Source organism: Streptomyces sp. NPDC048420 (assembly GCF_040651535.1).
In the GTDB taxonomy this organism is placed as follows: domain Bacteria; phylum Actinomycetota; class Actinomycetes; order Streptomycetales; family Streptomycetaceae; genus Streptomyces.
This window is the reverse complement of the sequence record NZ_JBEZKG010000027.1, coordinates 53,986-69,755: the sequence shown is the minus strand read 5'-3', so window position 1 is coordinate 69,755 and position 15,770 is coordinate 53,986. Positions and strand designations below refer to the sequence as shown.

Below are 15,770 nucleotides of genomic sequence, written 5' to 3'. Positions count from 1 at the left end.
CGCCCGCAAGCGGACGCGGACGGACCGCTCGGCGGGCGGGCCGTCCCGGGGCTGCTTAGCGTGACAGGGTGAGCCCGCGATCCCCCTCCGGCCAGGCAGGCCTCGCCCACCACGGCTGGGCGCAGGCCGTGGCCACTGTTCTGGGCACCCTGGTCGCCATGGGCGTCGTGGCCGCGCTCGGACTGTGGGGTGCGGGTGCGTCCGACCTCCCGGACCAGGCGTTCCCCCGGGTCGTCACGGCAACCGTCGTCACCGCCGTCGGCGGCACGGTCAGGCTCTCGGGAAGCGCCGGAGGGCTCGCCGCCAGCAAGGCCGGTCTGACCGTGATCCCGCTCTCTGTCACCCTCACCGGTGCCTTGGTGCTCGGCGCGGGCTTCCTGCGCCCGCTGCGGCACCGGGCGGTCGCCGGCGGCCGGGAGCTCGTCGGGTGGGCCGCGAGGATCGCCGCCCTGTGGCTGCTCGCGCTCCTCGCACTGGCGTACACGGCCCGCCAGACGTTCAGGCTCTCCCTGGGCAACGACACGCTGGGCGACCTGGGCGATCTCTTCGGCGTCTCGCCCGAGCTCGGCTTCACCACGGACGTCCCGCAGACCGTCCTGTTCGGCCTGCTGTGGCTGGTCGGCGTACTGGTCCTGGCTCTCCTGGTGTCCCGCCGGGCCCCGCTGCCGGGCCGGCTGCTGCCGTTCCAGGAGTCGGTGCGGCCGGCCGCGCACGCCATGGTGGTCCTGCTCCTCGCGTACGTCGTCCTCGGCACCCTCGTCGCCCTGGTCGTCGCCGTGACGCGGGGCCATGCGTCCGAGACCCTCGCGGTGATCCTGCTGGGCATGCCGAACCTGGTCTGGCTCGGCCTGACCATCGGCCTCGGTGCCACCTGGAACGGCCGGGTCGACGGCCCCTTCGGACTGCCCATGCCGCATCTACTGGACGAGGTGCTGCGCTCCAAGGACACCGCCTCGCTGAACCTGGGCACGCTCGCCGAGCACGACGGCCGGGTCTGGTGGCTGGTGGCGATCGACGCGCTCCTGCTGCTCGCGGTGGCCTTCCTGACGGCGGCCCGCTCCCCCGCCCGTGTCCGCGCCTGGCAGCACGCCGTGCACCTGGCGATCGCCCTCGCCCTCACGGTCCTCATGATCTGCCTCCTCGGCCGGGTCTCCGCCCACTACGGCCTCTCGGTGCTCGGCATCGGTGACCTCGGGGGCGACCTGGGCGGCGAACTCCTCCTGAAACCGGAACTCTGGACGGCCATCGGCCTCGGCGCGCTGTGGGGCCTGGTCACCGGTTTCCTGGGCGCGCTGCTGGCCCGGCCGGTCCGACGCAAAGGGGAGATCAAACCGGCTGACGTGTGACGCTGCGCGTGACAGGGTGCGCTGAGTCGAGGAAAGGACAGCACATGGCGCCGGCGCTGGAAGACCACCTGGCCGTGACGGAGTTGATCGCGCTGCACGGCCACCTGGTGGACGCCGGGGCGCTGGACCGGCTGGACGAGGTCTTCACCGCGGACGTCGTCCACGACCTGTCCGACTTCGGCAAGGGCGAGGTCGTCGGTCTCGCCGCCCTTAAGGAGGCGGCGCTTGCCCTGGGCGCCGGGAATCCGGTGGCGCACCACGTCACGAACGTGGTGGTCGAGGAGGTGACCGCCGACCGCGTGCGCGCCCGATCCAAGGGCCTGGGCGTGATGGCGGACGGGTCCTGCGGCTCGGTGACGTACGAGGACACGGTGATCCGCGTCGGCACGGCCGACTGGCGGATCAGCCACCGCAAGGTACTGGCGCGCAGGCTGCCGTTGAACGGCCTCGGCCAGGGCTGACTAGCGCCCGCGGACGATGGGTTCGGCCCAACGCGGCGGCGGCTTCGGCCATGTCTCTTCCGGTTCTACGGCCTTCAGCGCGACCTGCGTCGGCGCGTGACCGCCCGTTGCCGCCGAACGCAGGTCGGTCACGAACGCGAGGCACGAATCGTGGCGGTCGTCGGGGCTCTTGGCGAGGGCCTTGGCGAAGACGGGATCGAGCCGCCGGTCGAGTTCGGGCCGTACCCCGGAGAGTGCTGGTGGGGCGTCGTACTGATGCGCCCACAGCAGCGCCATGTCGTCGTCGCGGCGGAACGGCGGGTGCCCGGCGAGGGACTCGTAGACCACGCAGGCGAAGCCGTAGACGTCGCAGCGGCCGTCGACGGGCCGTCCGGAGATCTGCTCGGGGGCCACGTAGTCGAGGGTCCCGACGAACTGGCCGACCGTCGTGAACCCGGTCAGTGACAGGGACTTCTTCGTGAGGCCGAAGTCGGTGAGGTAGGTGTGCTCGGGGTGGTCGTCGTCGGTGCCGCGGGCGACCAGGATGTTGCCGGGTTTCACATCCCGGTGGACCAGCCCGTGCTCGTGGGCCGCGTCGAGCGCGGAGGCGATCTGGGCGGCGATGCGCAGGGCGGTCGCAAGCGGCAACGGCCCCTGGCGGTCCAGGAGATGACGCAGGTCGCTGCCGGAGACGTAGCGCATGGCGATGTACAGCACGCCGTCCGTCTCACCCGCCTCGAAGACCGGGACGATGTGCGGGTGGTCGATCGCCGCCGCCACCCGGGACTCGTGGCTGAAGCGGTTGCGGAAGGTGTCGTTGCGGGCGAGCTCGGGGGCCAGCAGTTTCAACGCCACCGTACGGTCCAGGCGCAGGTCCCGGGCACGGTAGACGACGGCCATGCCGCCGCGGCCGATCTCCCGCTCGATGCGGTAGCTCGCGACCTGCCGGCCGACCAGTTCGGAGGGGCGGCCGGAGAAGAGGCTGGTCTCACGGGCCATCGTGGGTCACGACCTGGGTCGGCGGGTGCCCACCGGCGGGTCCGGCAGCTTGCGGCCCCTCATCGGTGGCGTAGGTGCTCAGCCGGGTCCCGTCCGCGTACAGCCAGCGGCCGTGCTGGGCGTCGTACAGCCACATGTGCTCGCCGTCGACGACCACCCCGATCCGCAGTCCCCGGGTGCGGCTGTGGAAGCCCTCCCCGTCCAGGCGACCGCCGGAGAGTTCCTCGACGGCGGCCCGGTAGCGGGCGAGGGTCTCGTCGGCGCGGGCCAGCAGGGGCCGAGGGTCGGCGGCACGGGCGAGGGGCGCCTCGGGGACGGGCGGGTCCTGCGGTACGGCGACCAGGTGGCGGCCGTCGACCCACGCCGACCAGCCGTTGGCGCACCGGACGTACGCCCAGTCGCCGCGCCGCTCCACCAGCTGGACGGGCAGGAGCGGGTCGAGCGGGACGGTGGGGCGGGCGGGGTCGGGGATCTCCCAGGCGGGCATGCCGAAGCCGGGGACGACGTGGGTGGGCCGGAAGCCGGGGGTCGTCATCGGCGCCTACTTCCGCATGACCGCGGGTTCGTGGCGGCGCAGCAGCCGGGAGACGACGTATCCGAAGAGCACGGACAGGACGACGAGCATGCCGATGTTCAGGAGCCACACACCCGCCGAGTGCTTGAAGAGGGGGTCTCCGGTGAGGTCGCCGGGCACGATCCGGGCGAGGCCGATGGTGCCGGCCATCGCGCCGAGCGCCCAGCGGGAGGGCACCAGCCAGGACAGCTGTTCCAGCCCTGGCACGCCGTCGAGTTTCAGCAGGGCGCCGCAGAAGACGACCTGGACGATGGCGAGCAGCACGAGCAGCGGCATCGTCACCTCCTCCTTGCGCACCAGCGCGGAGACCAGCAGGCCGAGCATCATCGCCGTGAACGCCAGCAGGGCGACCGCGATGGTGATCTCGGCGAGGGGTGGCAGCAACACGCCTTCGTCGCCGGGGGCGTTGAGGTCGACGCCGAGCAGGGCGACCAGGGTGAGGACCACCGCCTGCACGACCGTGATCGTGCCGAGGACGACCACTTTCGACATCAGGTACGCCGATCTGGACAGGCCGACGGCCCGTTCCCGCTGGTAGATGACCCGTTCCTTCACCAGCTCGCGCACGGCGTTCGCGGCGCCGGTGAGGACACCTCCGACGCACAGGATGAGCAGGGCGTTCATGGCGGTGTCGCGGGTGAGTTCGCTGCCCGCGAGGGCCCGGGCCATGGCGCCCATCACGAAGGGCAGGGCGATCATGATGGCGAGGAAGGTGCGGTCGGCGCCGAGGGCGGCGGTGTAGCGGCGGATCAGGGTGGCGAGCTGGGCGCCCCGGCTGCGGGGTCTGGGTGGGGGCGTGATGATGACGGGTTCCGAGCGGGGCATCCGCGGTTGTGCGGTGGCCTCGGTGACGTACTGGTGCTGGAAGGCCGAGACGCGGAAGTCGCCCGCCCAGTCCCGGTCCTGGTCGCGTTCGAAGGCCTCGAAGGCTTCGGGCCACTGCCGGAAGCCGAAGTAGGCGAGGGCGTCCTCGGGAGGACCGTAGTAGGCGATCTTCCCGCCGGGTGCGAGGACGAGGAGGCGGTCGCAGACGTCGAGGCTCAGGACGCTGTGGGTGACGACGATGACCGTGCGGCCGTCGTCGGCGAGGCCGCGCAGCATGTGCATCACCGAGCGGTCCATGCCGGGGTCCAGGCCGGAGGTCGGTTCGTCCAGGAAGAGCAGGGACGGCTTGGTCAGCAGTTCCAGGGCGACGCTGACCCGCTTGCGCTGGCCGCCGGAGAGGCTGTGCACGGGTTGCCCGGCGCGTTGCTCAAGGCCGAGCTCCCGGATGACCTCGTCGACGCGTTCGCGGCGCTCTGCCTTGGCGGTGTCCTGCGGGAAGCGCAGTTCGGCGGCGTAGGTCAGGGCACTGCGGACGGTCAGCTGGGCGTGCAGGATGTCGTCCTGCGGGACCAGGCCGATGCGCTGGCGCAGTTCGGCGTAGTCGCGGTAGAGGTCTCGGCCGTCGTAGAGGACGGTGCCGTGGTCGGCGGGGCGCTGGCCGGTGAGGGCGTTGAGGAGCGTGGACTTTCCGGCGCCGGATGGGCCGACGACCGCGAGCAGGCACTTCTCGCCGACGGGGAAGGACACGTGGTCGAGCAGGGTCTTGCGGCCGTGGTCGACGGCGACCGTGAGGTCCTGGACGTCGAGGGAGACCTCGCCGGTGTCGACGTACTCCTGGAGCGTGTCGCCGACCAGGCAGAACGCCGAGTGGCCGATGCCGACGATGTCACCGGGGCCGAGGGGGGCGCTCGTGACGGGCCGGCCGTTGAGGTAGGTGCCGTTGTGGCTGCCGAGGTCGGCGATCTCGTAGCTGCCGTCGGGCAGGGCGCGCAGTTCGGCGTGGTGGCGGGAGACGACCAGGTCGTCGATGACGAGGTCGTTGTCGTCGGCGCGGCCGATGCGGACCGTGCGGGTGGGCAGCGGACGTACGGCGGTGGGCTGCCGGAAGGTGCCGGTGAGGCCGGGCATCGACACGGCGGCGGCCGAGGGGCGCTCGGGGGTGGGCAGGCCCAGCAGGACCGCGCAGGGGCCGTCGGCCGGGCTGCCGAAGCGGATCACGCTGCCGGGGCCGACGTCCCACTCGTGGACGCGGCGGCCGTCGGCATAGGTGCCGTTGGTGCTGTTCTCGTCCTCGAGGGTCCAGTGGTCGGCCTCGGGTCGCAGCACCGCGTGGTGCCACGAGACCCGGGCATCGTCGATGACGATGTCGCTCAACGGGTCGCGACCGACGTAGTAGTCGTGGCCCGGGCTCATCACCGTGGAGCCGGTGTCGGTCTCCAGGACGAGCTCGGGCGCCGTCGGTGCGACCGGCCGCTCCGCCATGCCAGAATTCTACCGATTCACCCCTTTGGCTGCCTGGTGACTCCTGGGGCAACCGATCAGGCGACCGGCGTGAAGAGCGTCGAGGTCGTGCGGTGCATTCTCACGGCGTCCACGGACTCGGCGAGCAGTTCGTACTCGGTGGTGTCGTCGACGGCGGCGATCCGGATCAGCCGTCCGGCCGCCAACGCCTCCGCGACCAGCTCCTGTTGGACCGGGTCGGCACACCAGGCCCGCATGACGGCGGGCACGTCGAGGACGGTGTCGGCGACGGGCACCAGGGCGCCGGCCGGGAAGTACTCGGCCTCCGGCTGGGGGTCTAATCGGTCCGCGATCCAGGAGGCCCGGTCGCGTAACCACCACAGGGCGAGGGCGAGCGTGGGCGCGCGGTAGGTTCCGAGGGGTACACCGATGCGCCGCCCGTCGCAGGTGCCGTACCCCGTGACATGGCACAGGAATTCGTCGTGCACGATCCACTCCCCCGCTTGCTCCGATCGCCTGTCGGCAGGGCCTCGCTTTCCGTGCGGCTCTTGTGCGGTACGCGTTTCTCACTGCGGTACGTGACGGGCACTTCGCTGGATGTGAAGGACCTGTCTGTTGAGTATGTTCACTACTGAAACACTGTCACCACACCTTTCCGGCCAGTCTCCTGGCATATTCACCGGCAGCCCTGGCCGAAATGTGACGGGTACACGATCAAACATCATTACCCGGGAAGTAATCGACGGTTCCGAGCGGCGCGGGCAGGGTGGCGTTACCAGGTCCCACCAGCACAGACGACCTCGATGGAGGCTGATCACCCATGCCCGCGAACACGGACCGTTACGAGAACGCCGTCGTCCGTTACCTCGAAGCCTGGAACGCCCAGGAGCCGGAGGCCCGCACGAAGACCGTGGCGGCCGCCTGGGCGGTGGGCGGCGGCTACACCGACCCTCTCGCCGAGGTGGTCGGCCATGAGCAGATCGCCGCGGTGATCGCGGCGGCCCACGAGCGGTTCCCCGGTTTCTCCTTCCGGCTCACGGGGACCGTCGAGGGACATCACGACACCGCGCGGTTCTCCTGGGAGCTGGTGAGCGAGGCCGACGGTTCGGCGCCCGTCGCCGGCTCCGACGTGATCACGCTGGCCGGGGACGGCCGGATCAGGACCGTGCTCGGGTTTCTGGACCGCGTTCCGGCCGGGGCGTGAGGGACGGCCGCGATGAGTTTTCCCCTCGCCGGTGGTCTCTTGGAGAGGAAGCCACCGGCGAGGGAGGACCTCATGGCCACGACCGGAAAAGCGGACGCGGAATTCACCGCCGTCCTCAGCAGGAGCCCGGAGAAGGGCAGCTGGACCTGTGTCCACTGGTCCGACTCCGTCGAGTTCTTCGGCACGCGCGGACTGGTGAAGGTGCGCGGGACGATCGACGGACACCCCTTCCAGAGCTCCTTCATGGCCCTCGGCGACGGCACCCACATGCTGCCCGTGAAGGCCGAGGTGCGGAAGGCCATCGGCAAGGAGGCGGGCGACACGGTGACCGTGCACATCGAGGAGCGGATCGGCTGATCAGGCCTCCACCACGGGAATGGCGAGGTACTTGTACTCCAGGAACTCGTCGATGCCGACGCGCCCGCCCTCACGGCCCAGGCCGGACTGCTTGACTCCGCCGAAGGGGGCGGCCGGGTTGGAGACCAGACCGGTGTTGATGCCGACCATGCCGGTCTCCAGCCGCTCCCCCACCCGTAGGGCGCGGTCGAGATCCCGGGTGAACAGATAGCCGACCAGGCCCCATTCGGTGTCGTTGGCGGCGTCGACGACCTCGTCCTCGGTGTCGAAGGTGAGGATGGCGGCGACCGGTCCGAAGATCTCCGCCTGCATCAGCCGCGACTCGGGGCGGACCCCGGTGACGACGGTCGGCGGATAGAAGTGGCCCGGCCCGTCCGGGACTTCCCCTCCCGTGATCACCTCCGCTCCGCGCCGGACGGCGTCCTGGACCAGCCCGTCGGCCTTGGCGCGTCCGGCCGCGTCGATCAACGGGCCCACCTGGCTGGCGGGTTCGGTCCCGGGGCCGACGGTGAGCGCCGCCATCCGCTCCGCGAGCCGCGTGGAGAAGGCCTCGGCGACCGAGCGGTGCATGAAGAAGCGGTTCGCGGCGGTGCACGCCTCGCCCATGTTCCGCATCTTGGCGACCATCGCCCCGTCGACCGCCCGGTCCAGATCGGCGTCCTCGAAGACGATGAAGGGCGCGTTCCCGCCCAGCTCCATCGACGTCCGTACGACGGTGTCGGCGCACTGGGCGAGCAGCAGCCGTCCCACCTGGGTGGACCCGGTGAAGGACAGCTTGCGCACCTTCCCGCCGCGCAGCAGGGGCTCCACCACCCCGGCGGCGTCCGTGGTGGTGACGACGTTGAGCACGCCGTCCGGCAGCCCTGCCTCCTTGAGGATGCCGGCGAGGGCGAGGCTGGAGAGGGGGGTCTGCGGTGCGGGCTTGAGGACCATCGTGCAGCCGGCCGCGACCGCGGGGCCGATCTTGCGGGTGCCCATGGCGAGCGGGAAGTTCCACGGGGTGATCAGCAGACAGGGGCCGACCGGCTGACGCATCACCAGGACCCGGTTGGTGCCGTCGGGGGTCCGGGTGAGACCGCCGTCGACGCGTACGGCCTCCTCGGAGAACCAGCGGAAGAACTCGGCCGCGTAGGCGACCTCGCCGCGCGCCTCCGCGAGGGGCTTGCCCATCTCCAGGGTCATCAGGAGGGCGAGGTCCTCGCGCCGGTCGAGGAGGATCTCGTAGGCGCGGCGCAGGATCTCGCTGCGGGCGCGGGGTGCGGTGGCGGCCCAGTCCCGCTGTGCCGCGACAGCCGCGTCGAGGGCGCGCCGTCCGTCGGCCGGTGAGGCGTCGGCGACCTCGCAGAGCCGCTCGCCGGTCGCGGGGTTCTCCACGGGGAAGCGGGCGCCCTCGGTGGCGTCCTGCCAACTTCCCTCGATGTGGAGCTGTTTGGGGACGGTGTCGACGACCTTGGTCATGAGGTGGTGCCTCCGCTCGTCGTGCCCGCCGCCACCGCCGCCGACCAGGCGCGCAGCCCCTCGTCGATCCCGGCCGCGTCGACGATCAGCGGCGGGATCATGCGTACGACGTTCCCCCAGGGACCGCAGGGCAGCAGGAGCAGCCCCTCCTCCACGGCGGCCCGCAGCACCCGGGCGGCCGTCCCGGCGTCGGGCTCACCGGTCTCCGTGACGAACTCGCTGGCCAGCATGAGCCCCAGGCCGCGGACGTCCCCGATGGCCGGGGTCTTCGCGGCGACGTCCTCCAGCCCTGTGCGCAGCCGGGCCCCCATGGCGGCCGCGTTGGCGACCAGGCCCTCCTCCTCGACGACGTCGAGCGTGGCGAGGGCGGCCGCGCAGGCCACGGCGTTGCCGCCGTAGGTGCCGCCCTGCGAACCGGGCCGCGCCCTGTGCATCAGCTCGGTGGACGCGGCGATGCCGGACAGCGGAAAGCCGCTGGCCAGCCCCTTGGCGGTGATGAGGATGTCGGGGCGGACGTCGAAGTGTTCGTGGCCCCAGAAGCGTCCGGTACGGCCGACTCCGGTCTGGATCTCGTCGAGGACCAGCAGGATGCCGTGCCGGTCGGCGCGTTCGCGGAGCCCTTGCAGGAATGCGGTGTTGGCGGGGACGTAGCCGCCTTCGCCGAGGACCGGTTCGACGAATATCGCGGCGGTGTCGTCGGGGTCGGAGACGGTCTGGAGCAGCTGGTCGAACTCGCGCAGTGCGAAGCGGGTCGCGGTCTCCTCGTCCCAGCCGTAGTGGAAGGCGTGCGGGAACGGCGTGATGACGACGCCGCCCATCAGTGGGCCGAACCCGGTGCGGACCTTGGTGCCGGAGGTGGTCATCGACGCGGCGGCGACCGTACGGCCGTGGAAGCCGCCGTGGCACACGACCACGTTGGGGCGGCCGGTTGCCTGGCGGGCGAGCCTGAGCGCGGCTTCGACGGCCTCGCTGCCGGAGTTGACGAAGAAGAGGCTGTCCAGGCCGTCGGGCAGGACCGTGCCGAGCTTTTCGGTGAGGTGCTGCAAGGGGCGGTGCATGACCGTCGTGTACTGGCCGTGGATCAGGGTGGCGACCTGTTCCTGGGCGGCCGCGACGACCCTGGGGTGGCAGTGTCCGGTGCTGGTGACGCCGATTCCGGCGGTGAAGTCCAGATAGCGGCGGCCGTCGGCGCCGAACAGATGGACTCCCTCGCCTCGTTCCACGACGACGGGTGTGGCCTGGCGCAGGTGTTCGGACAGTTGGGTCATACGGCGGCTCTCCCACGGCAAGTGAAGGTGCGGGGTGCACCTATCACCCTGTGGCCATCGGGACGCCAGGATCAACGGGGCCTGGGCACCGGCCTGATGCCGGTGCCCGGTCCGTTCAGCTGCCCGCGGTCAGGACGGCCGCGCCGGTCACGCCTTGACGATCGCGTCGATCCTCGCCAGCTCGTCCTTGTCGAAGTCCAGGTTGGCGATCGTGCCCACGCTGTCCTCGATCTGCTTCGGGCTGCTGGCGCCGACCAGGGCGGAGGTGACGCGGCCGCCGCGCAGGACCCAGGCGAGCGCCAGCTGGGCGAGGGTCTGGCCGCGGCCCTTGGCGATGTCGTTGAGCTCGCGGAGCCGGCCCACCAGGTCCTCGGTGAGCGCGTCCGAGTTCAGGAAGGGGCTGTCGCTCGCGGCCCGGGAGTCCTCGGGGATGCCGTCCAGGTAGCGGCCGGTGAGCAGGCCCTGCTCCAGCGGGGAGAAGACGATGGAGCCGACCTGGAGCTCGTCCAGCGCGTCGAGGAGGCCGCCGTCCTCGGGGCGGCGGTCCAGCATCGAGTAGCGCGGCTGGTGGATGAGGAGCGGGGTGCCGAGCTCGCCGAGGATGCGGGCGGCCTCGCGGGTCTGCTCGGCCGAGTAGTTGGAGATGCCGACGTACAGCGCCTTGCCCTGCTGGACCGCGGTGTGCAGCGCGCCCATCGTCTCCTCCAGGGGAGTCTCCGGGTCGGGGCGGTGCGAGTAGAAGATGTCGACGTAGTCCAGCCCCATCCGGGTCAGGCTCTGGTCCAGCGAGGAGAGCAGGTACTTGCGGGAGCCCCACTCGCCGTACGGGCCGGGCCACATCAGGTAGCCGGCCTTGGTGGAGATGATCAGCTCGTCGCGGTAGGACGCGAGGTCGGCCTTGAGGGCCTCGCCGAACGCGGACTCGGCGGCGCCGGGGGGCGGGCCGTAGTTGTTGGCGAGGTCGAAGTGGGTGACACCGAGGTCGAAGGCGCGGCGCAGGATGGCCCGCTGGGTCTCGACGGTGCGGTCCGCCGGGCCGAAGTTGTGCCACAGGCCGAGCGAGATCGCGGGAAGCTTCAGGCCACTGCGTCCGGTGCGCCGGTAGGGCATCTCCGCGTAGCGGTCGGGGTGTGCGGTGTACAACGCGACTCCAGAGGGGTTGGCACGGATGTCCTCGAATCCTTCGCCCACTCTTTCGCGACCTGGGGGCATTGGTCCAACAGAAGAATCCGATGGAATTAAGCGGATAGGCTTCTCAATCATGGAACTGCGCCATCTCCAGCATTTCGTGGCGGTCGCCGAGGACCAGCACTTCACCCGGGCCGCCGAGCGGCTGCTCGTGTCCCAGTCGGGGCTGTCCGCGTCCATCCGGGCGCTGGAGCGGGAGCTGCAGACCCCGCTGTTCGTGCGGACCACCCGCCGAGTGACGCTCACCCCGGCCGGGCGGGCGCTGCTGGGCGAGGCCGAGCGGATCCTCGCGCAGGTGCGTTCGGCGCACGAGGCGGTGGCCGCGGTGCAGGGGGTGCTGCGCGGGATGCTCGCGCTCGGGTCCGAGCAGTGCATCGCCGGGCTGCATGTGGCGGGGCTGCTCGCCGCCTTCCGGCGACAGCATCCCGACGTCGAGATCTGTCTGCGTCAGGCAGGGTCGGCCGCGCTCGCCGAGGAGGTGGCGGCAGGCCGCCTCGACCTGGCCTTCGCCGTGCGGGCGGCACTGGAGGACACCGACCAGCTGCGGGTCGTACCCCTGTCGAGCGAGCCCATGACCGTGCTGTGCCACCCGAGCCACCGGCTCGCGGCGATCGGCGCGGCCGTGACGCCGGAGGATCTGGACGGCGAGGTCTTCGTCGACTTCCACCCGGACTGGGGGCCGCGCCGCACCACCGACGCCGCCTTCGCCGGCGCGGGCCTGCGCCGGAACGTCGCCCTGGAGGTCAACGACGTGCACAGCCTCCTGGACCTGGTGGACGAGAACCTCGGCGTGGCCGTCGTACCACGCCACTTCCGGCACAAGCGGGACTCGCTGACCGCGCTCCCGGTCAAGGGCACCGGCGAGACCGTGTACGAGACGGTCGCCCTGCTTCCGCCCTCCCAGGCCACGAGCCCGGCGGCCCGGGCGCTGATGTCCCTGCTGGAAACAGGGGGCTTGAGTACACCCCAGGAGGGGGCCCACACCTCGTGACCTGATCCGTCCAGCGCACCAGACTCATGACCGTTCCCGAGGACAACTGCGGTCAGGAGTAGGGAAGATGACGGATCCCACGCGACGGAACGTACTGCGGGGCGCGGCGGCGATCACGGCGGCCGGCGCGCTCGTGGGCACCGGAGCAAGTGCGCTGCCCGCCGCGGCGGCACCCGGGACGGCGCGCCGCTTCCCGTTCCTGGAAGGTGCTTTCAAGCCGGTCACGGAGGAACTGACGGCCTTCGACCTGCCGGTCACCGGCCGCATCCCGCGCGAGCTGAACGGCCGCTATCTGCGCAACGGCCCCAACGTCCTGGGGCTTGAGGACCCGCGCGCCCACCACTGGATGCTCGGCGACGGCATGGTGCACGGCGTGCGGCTGCGCGAGGGCCGCGCCGAGTGGTACCGCAACCGCTGGGTGCGCTCCTCCCAGGTGGCGAAGAAGCTCGGCGAGCCCTACCCGCGTCCCGTGCCGCCGGACGACTTCCCGTGCAACACCCACGTGATCCCCTACCGGGGGCGGATCCTCGCGCTCCAGGAGAGCGGGCCGCTGCCGTACGAGCTCGACGAGGAGCTCAACACCGTCGGCACGTACGACTTCCGGGGCACGCTGGAGGGCGCGTTCACCGCGCACACCAAGTTCGACGCGCACGCCGGCGAACTGCACGCGATCGCCTACTACCCGACCTGGGACCATGTGCGGCACCTGGTCGTGGACCCGAGCGGCCGGCTCGCGCGCAGTACGAAGATCCCGGTGGCGGACGCGCCGATGATCCACGACTTCGCGCTCACCGAGAACCACGTGGTGATCCTCGACATGCCGGTCACCTTCGACCCGGCGGGCGCCGAGCGCGGCGACATCGTGCCGTACGTCTGGAACGACCGGCATCCGGCGCGGATCGGTGTGCTGCCCCGCAAGGGCGGTGCGGTCCGCTGGTTCGAGGTCGACCCGGTGTACTACTCGCACACCCTCAACGCGTACGAGGAGGGCTCGAAGCTGGTCGTCGACACGACCAACTTCGACGCACCCTTCCTCGTGGCGGGCAACGGCTCGGGAGGCCCGTACACGGCGGGCACCCCCCGGCTGGACCGCTGGACGGTCGACCTGCGTCAGGGACGGGTGCGGGTGCGGACCCTCGACGACCGGCCCCAGGAGTTCCCCCGCGTCAACGAGGCGCTGGTGTCCCGTCGGCATCGCTACGGCTACTCGGCGGCGTCCGCGGAGATGGCGGTGGCCTATCAGGCGGTCGACGGCAACCCGCCTCCCGACCGGGCGTTCAGCAACGCGCTCATCAAGCACGACCTGTTGCGCGGCACCTCACAGGTGCACCGGCTGCCGCGGGGCGCGGCGGCGAGCGAGGCGGTGTTCGTGCCGTCCGACCCCTGCGACGGGCGGGCCGCCGAGGACGACGGCTATGCGATCGCGTACGTCCACAACCCTGATCGCGGGGCCTCGGACCTGGTGATTCTCCCGGCCCAGGACTTCACGGCCGAGCCGGTGGCCCGGATCCATCTGCCCGGGCGGGTGCCGCTGGGCCTCCACGGGAGCTGGATTCCGGACGCGTGAGGCGGGATCGGGTTTTGCGAGGCGTGACGCGGCGCGATGCGGGAGGGTGGACGTCATGCATGCAAAGGACATCCTCATCGACGGGTTCACCCGCATCCAGGAAGAGGTCCACGCCGCCGTCGAAGGCCTGACCCCCGACGACCTCCACCATCGCCCCGGCCCGGACGCCAACTCCGTCGCCTGGCTGATCTGGCACCTCACCCGGGTCCAGGACGACCATGTGGCCGGCGCCTTCGGTCTCGACCAGGTCTGGCTGACGCAGGACTGGGAGAAGCGCTTCGGCCTGGACCTGAAGCCCCGCGACATCGGGTACGGCCACACCTCCGCGCAGGTCGCCAAGGTGCGGGTCGACTCGGCCGCCCTGCTGACCGGCTATTACGACGCCGTCCAAGCCCAGACCCTCGAAGCCCTGCGCGGCCTGACCGCCGAGGATCTGGACCGGGTCGTCGACGAGAACTGGGATCCGCCGGTGACCATGGGTGTCCGGCTGGTCAGCGTCATGGCCGACGACTGGGAGCACGTCGGCCAGGCCGCCTATCTGCGAGGACTGCTTCAGAGCGCGTAGCCCGGCAGGACGACGTCCTCGATGAGGGCCTTGCGCTCGTCGAACGGGATGAAGGCGCTCTTGAGCGCGTTCACCGTGACCGTGCGCAGGTCCTCGACGCTCCAGCCCGCCTCCTCGACCAGCAGGGACATCTCCCGGGTCATCGTCGTCCCCGACACCAGCCGGTTGTCGGTGTTGAGGGTGACCCGGAAGCCCAGGTCCTTCAGTGCCGTGATCGGGTGCTCGGCGATGGAGGTGGCGGCGCCGGTCTGGAGGTTGGAGGTCGGGCACATCTCCAGGGCGATACGGCGGTCCCGCACCCAGCCGGCCAGACGCCCGAGCTTGCCCTCCACGATGTCCTCGGTGATCCGCACCCCGTGGCCGAGCCGCTGGGCGCCGCACAACTGCACGGCCTGGTGGATGCTGGGCAGACCGTGGGCCTCACCGGCGTGGATGGTGAAGGGCACGTTCTCGCGACGCAGGTGCTCGAAGGCGGCCAGGTGGTCGGCGGCCGGGAAGCCGTCCTCGGCGCCCGCGATGTCGAACCCGACGACACCGGCGTCCCGGAAGGCCACGGCCAGGTCGGCGGCCTCGCGCACCCGGTCGAACATCCGCATCCCGCACAGCAGGGTGCCGACCCGGACCGGGGTGCCCGCGGCGGCGGCCTTCGCCATACCGGCGGCCAGGCCCTCCTGGACGGTCTCGACGACCTCTGCCATCGCCAGCCCGCCGTCGGTGTTCAGCTCGGGGGCGTAGCGCACCTCGCCGTAGACGACGCCGTCGGCGGCCAGGTCGAGGACGTACTCCTCGGCCGTGCGCAGCAGGCCCTCGCGGGTCTGCATGACGGCGAGGGTGTGCTCGAAGGTGGCTATGTAACGCACCAGGTCACCGGAGTTGGCGGCCTCGAAGTACCAGGCGGCGAGCTCGTCCGGGTCGGTGGTGGGCAGGGTGTGGCCGACCTCCGCCGCGAGCTCGACCACGGTGGCGGGGCGCAGGCCGCCGTCGAGGTGGTCGTGCAGGACGGCCTTGGGGAGGCGGCGGATCAGGTCGACGTCTACGCGCGTAGCGGTCATGGCAGGGGCTTCCTCGGACGGGGTGGCGGGAGGGTCAGGCGGCGGGCTGGAGCAGGTCCCAGCGGTTTCCGTACAGGTCCTGGAAGACGGCGACCGAGCCGTAGGGCTCGTGACGGGGCTCCTCCAGGAAGGTCACGCCCGCGGCGAGCATCCGGGCATGGTCGCGGACGAAGTCGTCGGTGTGCAGGAAGAAGCCGACGCGCCCGCCGGTCTGGTTGCCCACCCGGCTCTGCTGGACCTCGCCCTTGGCGCGGGCCAGCAGCAGGTCGGTACCGCCGTCGCGGGTGTCCGGCCGTACGACGACCCAGCGGGAGCCGTCGGGGCGGGGCGTGTCCTCGACGAGGTGGAAGCCGAGGTCCTCGGTGTAGAAGCGGATCGCCTCGTCGTAGTCGTCGACGACGAGGGTGACCAGGGCGACGCGTCTCATCGGAGCCTCTCGGGACGGGTGGTTGACGGGAGAGGTTATACGTAAAAC

The 15,770-nt window shown here is 71.2% G+C and carries 16 protein-coding genes; 7 read left to right on the top strand and 9 right to left on the bottom strand.

Features of this window, described 5'->3' with window-relative positions; genetic code table 11:
* Window positions 1-68: 68 nt before the first annotated feature.
* Both AB0D34_RS38125 and AB0D34_RS38120 read left to right on the top strand, forming a co-directional pair.
* Window positions 69-1,346, top strand: a complete 1,278-nt coding sequence (locus AB0D34_RS38125; protein ID WP_362670473.1) for a streptophobe family protein — start codon at window positions 69-71, stop codon at window positions 1,344-1,346.
* A gap of 44 nt (window positions 1,347-1,390) precedes the next feature.
* Entirely contained in the window at window positions 1,391-1,807 is a 417-nt protein-coding gene (locus tag AB0D34_RS38120) for a nuclear transport factor 2 family protein (RefSeq protein WP_362670471.1), read from the top strand.
* Here AB0D34_RS38120 and AB0D34_RS38115 read toward each other — a convergent pair whose 3' ends face one another.
* The 4 genes from AB0D34_RS38115 to AB0D34_RS38100 are packed head-to-tail and all read right to left on the bottom strand — an operon-like array spanning window position 1,808 to window position 6,133.
* Complete coding sequence (locus tag AB0D34_RS38115; RefSeq protein ID WP_362670469.1) at window positions 1,808-2,785, bottom strand: serine/threonine-protein kinase; 978 nt, start codon at window positions 2,783-2,785, stop codon at window positions 1,808-1,810.
* Window positions 2,775-3,320, bottom strand: a complete 546-nt coding sequence (locus AB0D34_RS38110; RefSeq protein WP_362670467.1) for a hypothetical protein — start codon at window positions 3,318-3,320, stop codon at window positions 2,775-2,777. The genes AB0D34_RS38115 and AB0D34_RS38110 overlap by 11 nt, the downstream gene beginning before the upstream one ends.
* 6 nt (window positions 3,321-3,326) lie before the next feature.
* Entirely contained in the window at window positions 3,327-5,666 is a 2,340-nt protein-coding gene (locus AB0D34_RS38105) for an FHA domain-containing protein (protein ID WP_362670465.1), read from the bottom strand.
* A 56-nt stretch (window positions 5,667-5,722) separates the two neighbouring features.
* Window positions 5,723-6,133 (bottom strand): hypothetical protein, encoded by a 411-nt coding sequence (locus AB0D34_RS38100; protein WP_362670462.1) that lies wholly within the window; start codon window positions 6,131-6,133, stop codon window positions 5,723-5,725.
* A gap of 332 nt (window positions 6,134-6,465) precedes the next feature.
* On the opposite strand from AB0D34_RS38100, the gene AB0D34_RS38095 reads away from it, so the two are divergent.
* A complete protein-coding gene (locus AB0D34_RS38095; protein WP_362670459.1) occupies window positions 6,466-6,849 on the top strand; it encodes a nuclear transport factor 2 family protein in 384 nt (127 codons plus the stop codon).
* Window positions 6,850-6,921: 72 nt separating this feature from the next.
* Window positions 6,922-7,206 carry a DUF1905 domain-containing protein gene (locus AB0D34_RS38090; RefSeq protein WP_362670456.1) on the top strand — a complete coding sequence of 95 codons (285 nt, stop codon included), beginning with the start codon at window positions 6,922-6,924 and terminating at the stop codon, window positions 7,204-7,206.
* On the opposite strand, the gene AB0D34_RS38085 is transcribed toward AB0D34_RS38090, so the two are convergent.
* From AB0D34_RS38085 to mgrA, 3 genes are all read right to left on the bottom strand, one after another.
* On the bottom strand, window positions 7,207-8,664 hold the full coding sequence (locus AB0D34_RS38085; protein ID WP_362670454.1) for an NAD-dependent succinate-semialdehyde dehydrogenase: 1,458 nt from the start codon (window positions 8,662-8,664) through the stop codon (window positions 7,207-7,209). It lies immediately after the preceding gene.
* Window positions 8,661-9,932 (bottom strand): aminotransferase class III-fold pyridoxal phosphate-dependent enzyme, encoded by a 1,272-nt coding sequence (locus AB0D34_RS38080; RefSeq protein ID WP_362670452.1) that lies wholly within the window; start codon window positions 9,930-9,932, stop codon window positions 8,661-8,663. Before AB0D34_RS38080 ends, AB0D34_RS38085 begins: the two co-directional genes overlap by 4 nt.
* A 147-nt stretch (window positions 9,933-10,079) precedes the next feature.
* Entirely contained in the window at window positions 10,080-11,075 is a 996-nt protein-coding gene (gene mgrA, locus AB0D34_RS38075) for an L-glyceraldehyde 3-phosphate reductase (protein WP_362670450.1), read from the bottom strand.
* A gap of 118 nt (window positions 11,076-11,193) precedes the next feature.
* Here mgrA and AB0D34_RS38070 point away from each other — a divergent pair, with 118 nt between their 5' ends.
* The 3 genes from AB0D34_RS38070 to AB0D34_RS38060 all read left to right on the top strand — a co-directional run bounded on the left by AB0D34_RS38070 (window position 11,194) and on the right by AB0D34_RS38060 (window position 14,243).
* Window positions 11,194-12,111, top strand: a complete 918-nt coding sequence (locus AB0D34_RS38070) for a LysR substrate-binding domain-containing protein (RefSeq protein WP_362670448.1) — start codon at window positions 11,194-11,196, stop codon at window positions 12,109-12,111.
* Between the two features lie 67 nt (window positions 12,112-12,178).
* Window positions 12,179-13,678, top strand: a complete 1,500-nt coding sequence (locus AB0D34_RS38065) for a carotenoid oxygenase family protein (protein ID WP_362670446.1) — start codon at window positions 12,179-12,181, stop codon at window positions 13,676-13,678.
* Between the two features lie 55 nt (window positions 13,679-13,733).
* Complete coding sequence (locus AB0D34_RS38060; protein WP_362670444.1) at window positions 13,734-14,243, top strand: DinB family protein; 510 nt, start codon at window positions 13,734-13,736, stop codon at window positions 14,241-14,243.
* Here the strand turns inward: AB0D34_RS38060 and AB0D34_RS38055 are convergent.
* Both AB0D34_RS38055 and AB0D34_RS38050 read right to left on the bottom strand, forming a co-directional pair.
* The gene (locus AB0D34_RS38055; protein ID WP_362670441.1) at window positions 14,231-15,295 is read right to left on the bottom strand and encodes an adenosine deaminase; all 1,065 of its coding nucleotides are present in this window, start codon (window positions 15,293-15,295) and stop codon (window positions 14,231-14,233) included. The genes AB0D34_RS38060 and AB0D34_RS38055 overlap by 13 nt on opposite strands.
* Before the next feature lie 34 nt (window positions 15,296-15,329).
* The gene (locus AB0D34_RS38050; protein ID WP_362670439.1) at window positions 15,330-15,722 is read right to left on the bottom strand and encodes a VOC family protein; all 393 of its coding nucleotides are present in this window, start codon (window positions 15,720-15,722) and stop codon (window positions 15,330-15,332) included.
* Window positions 15,723-15,770: the final 48 nt, after the last annotated feature.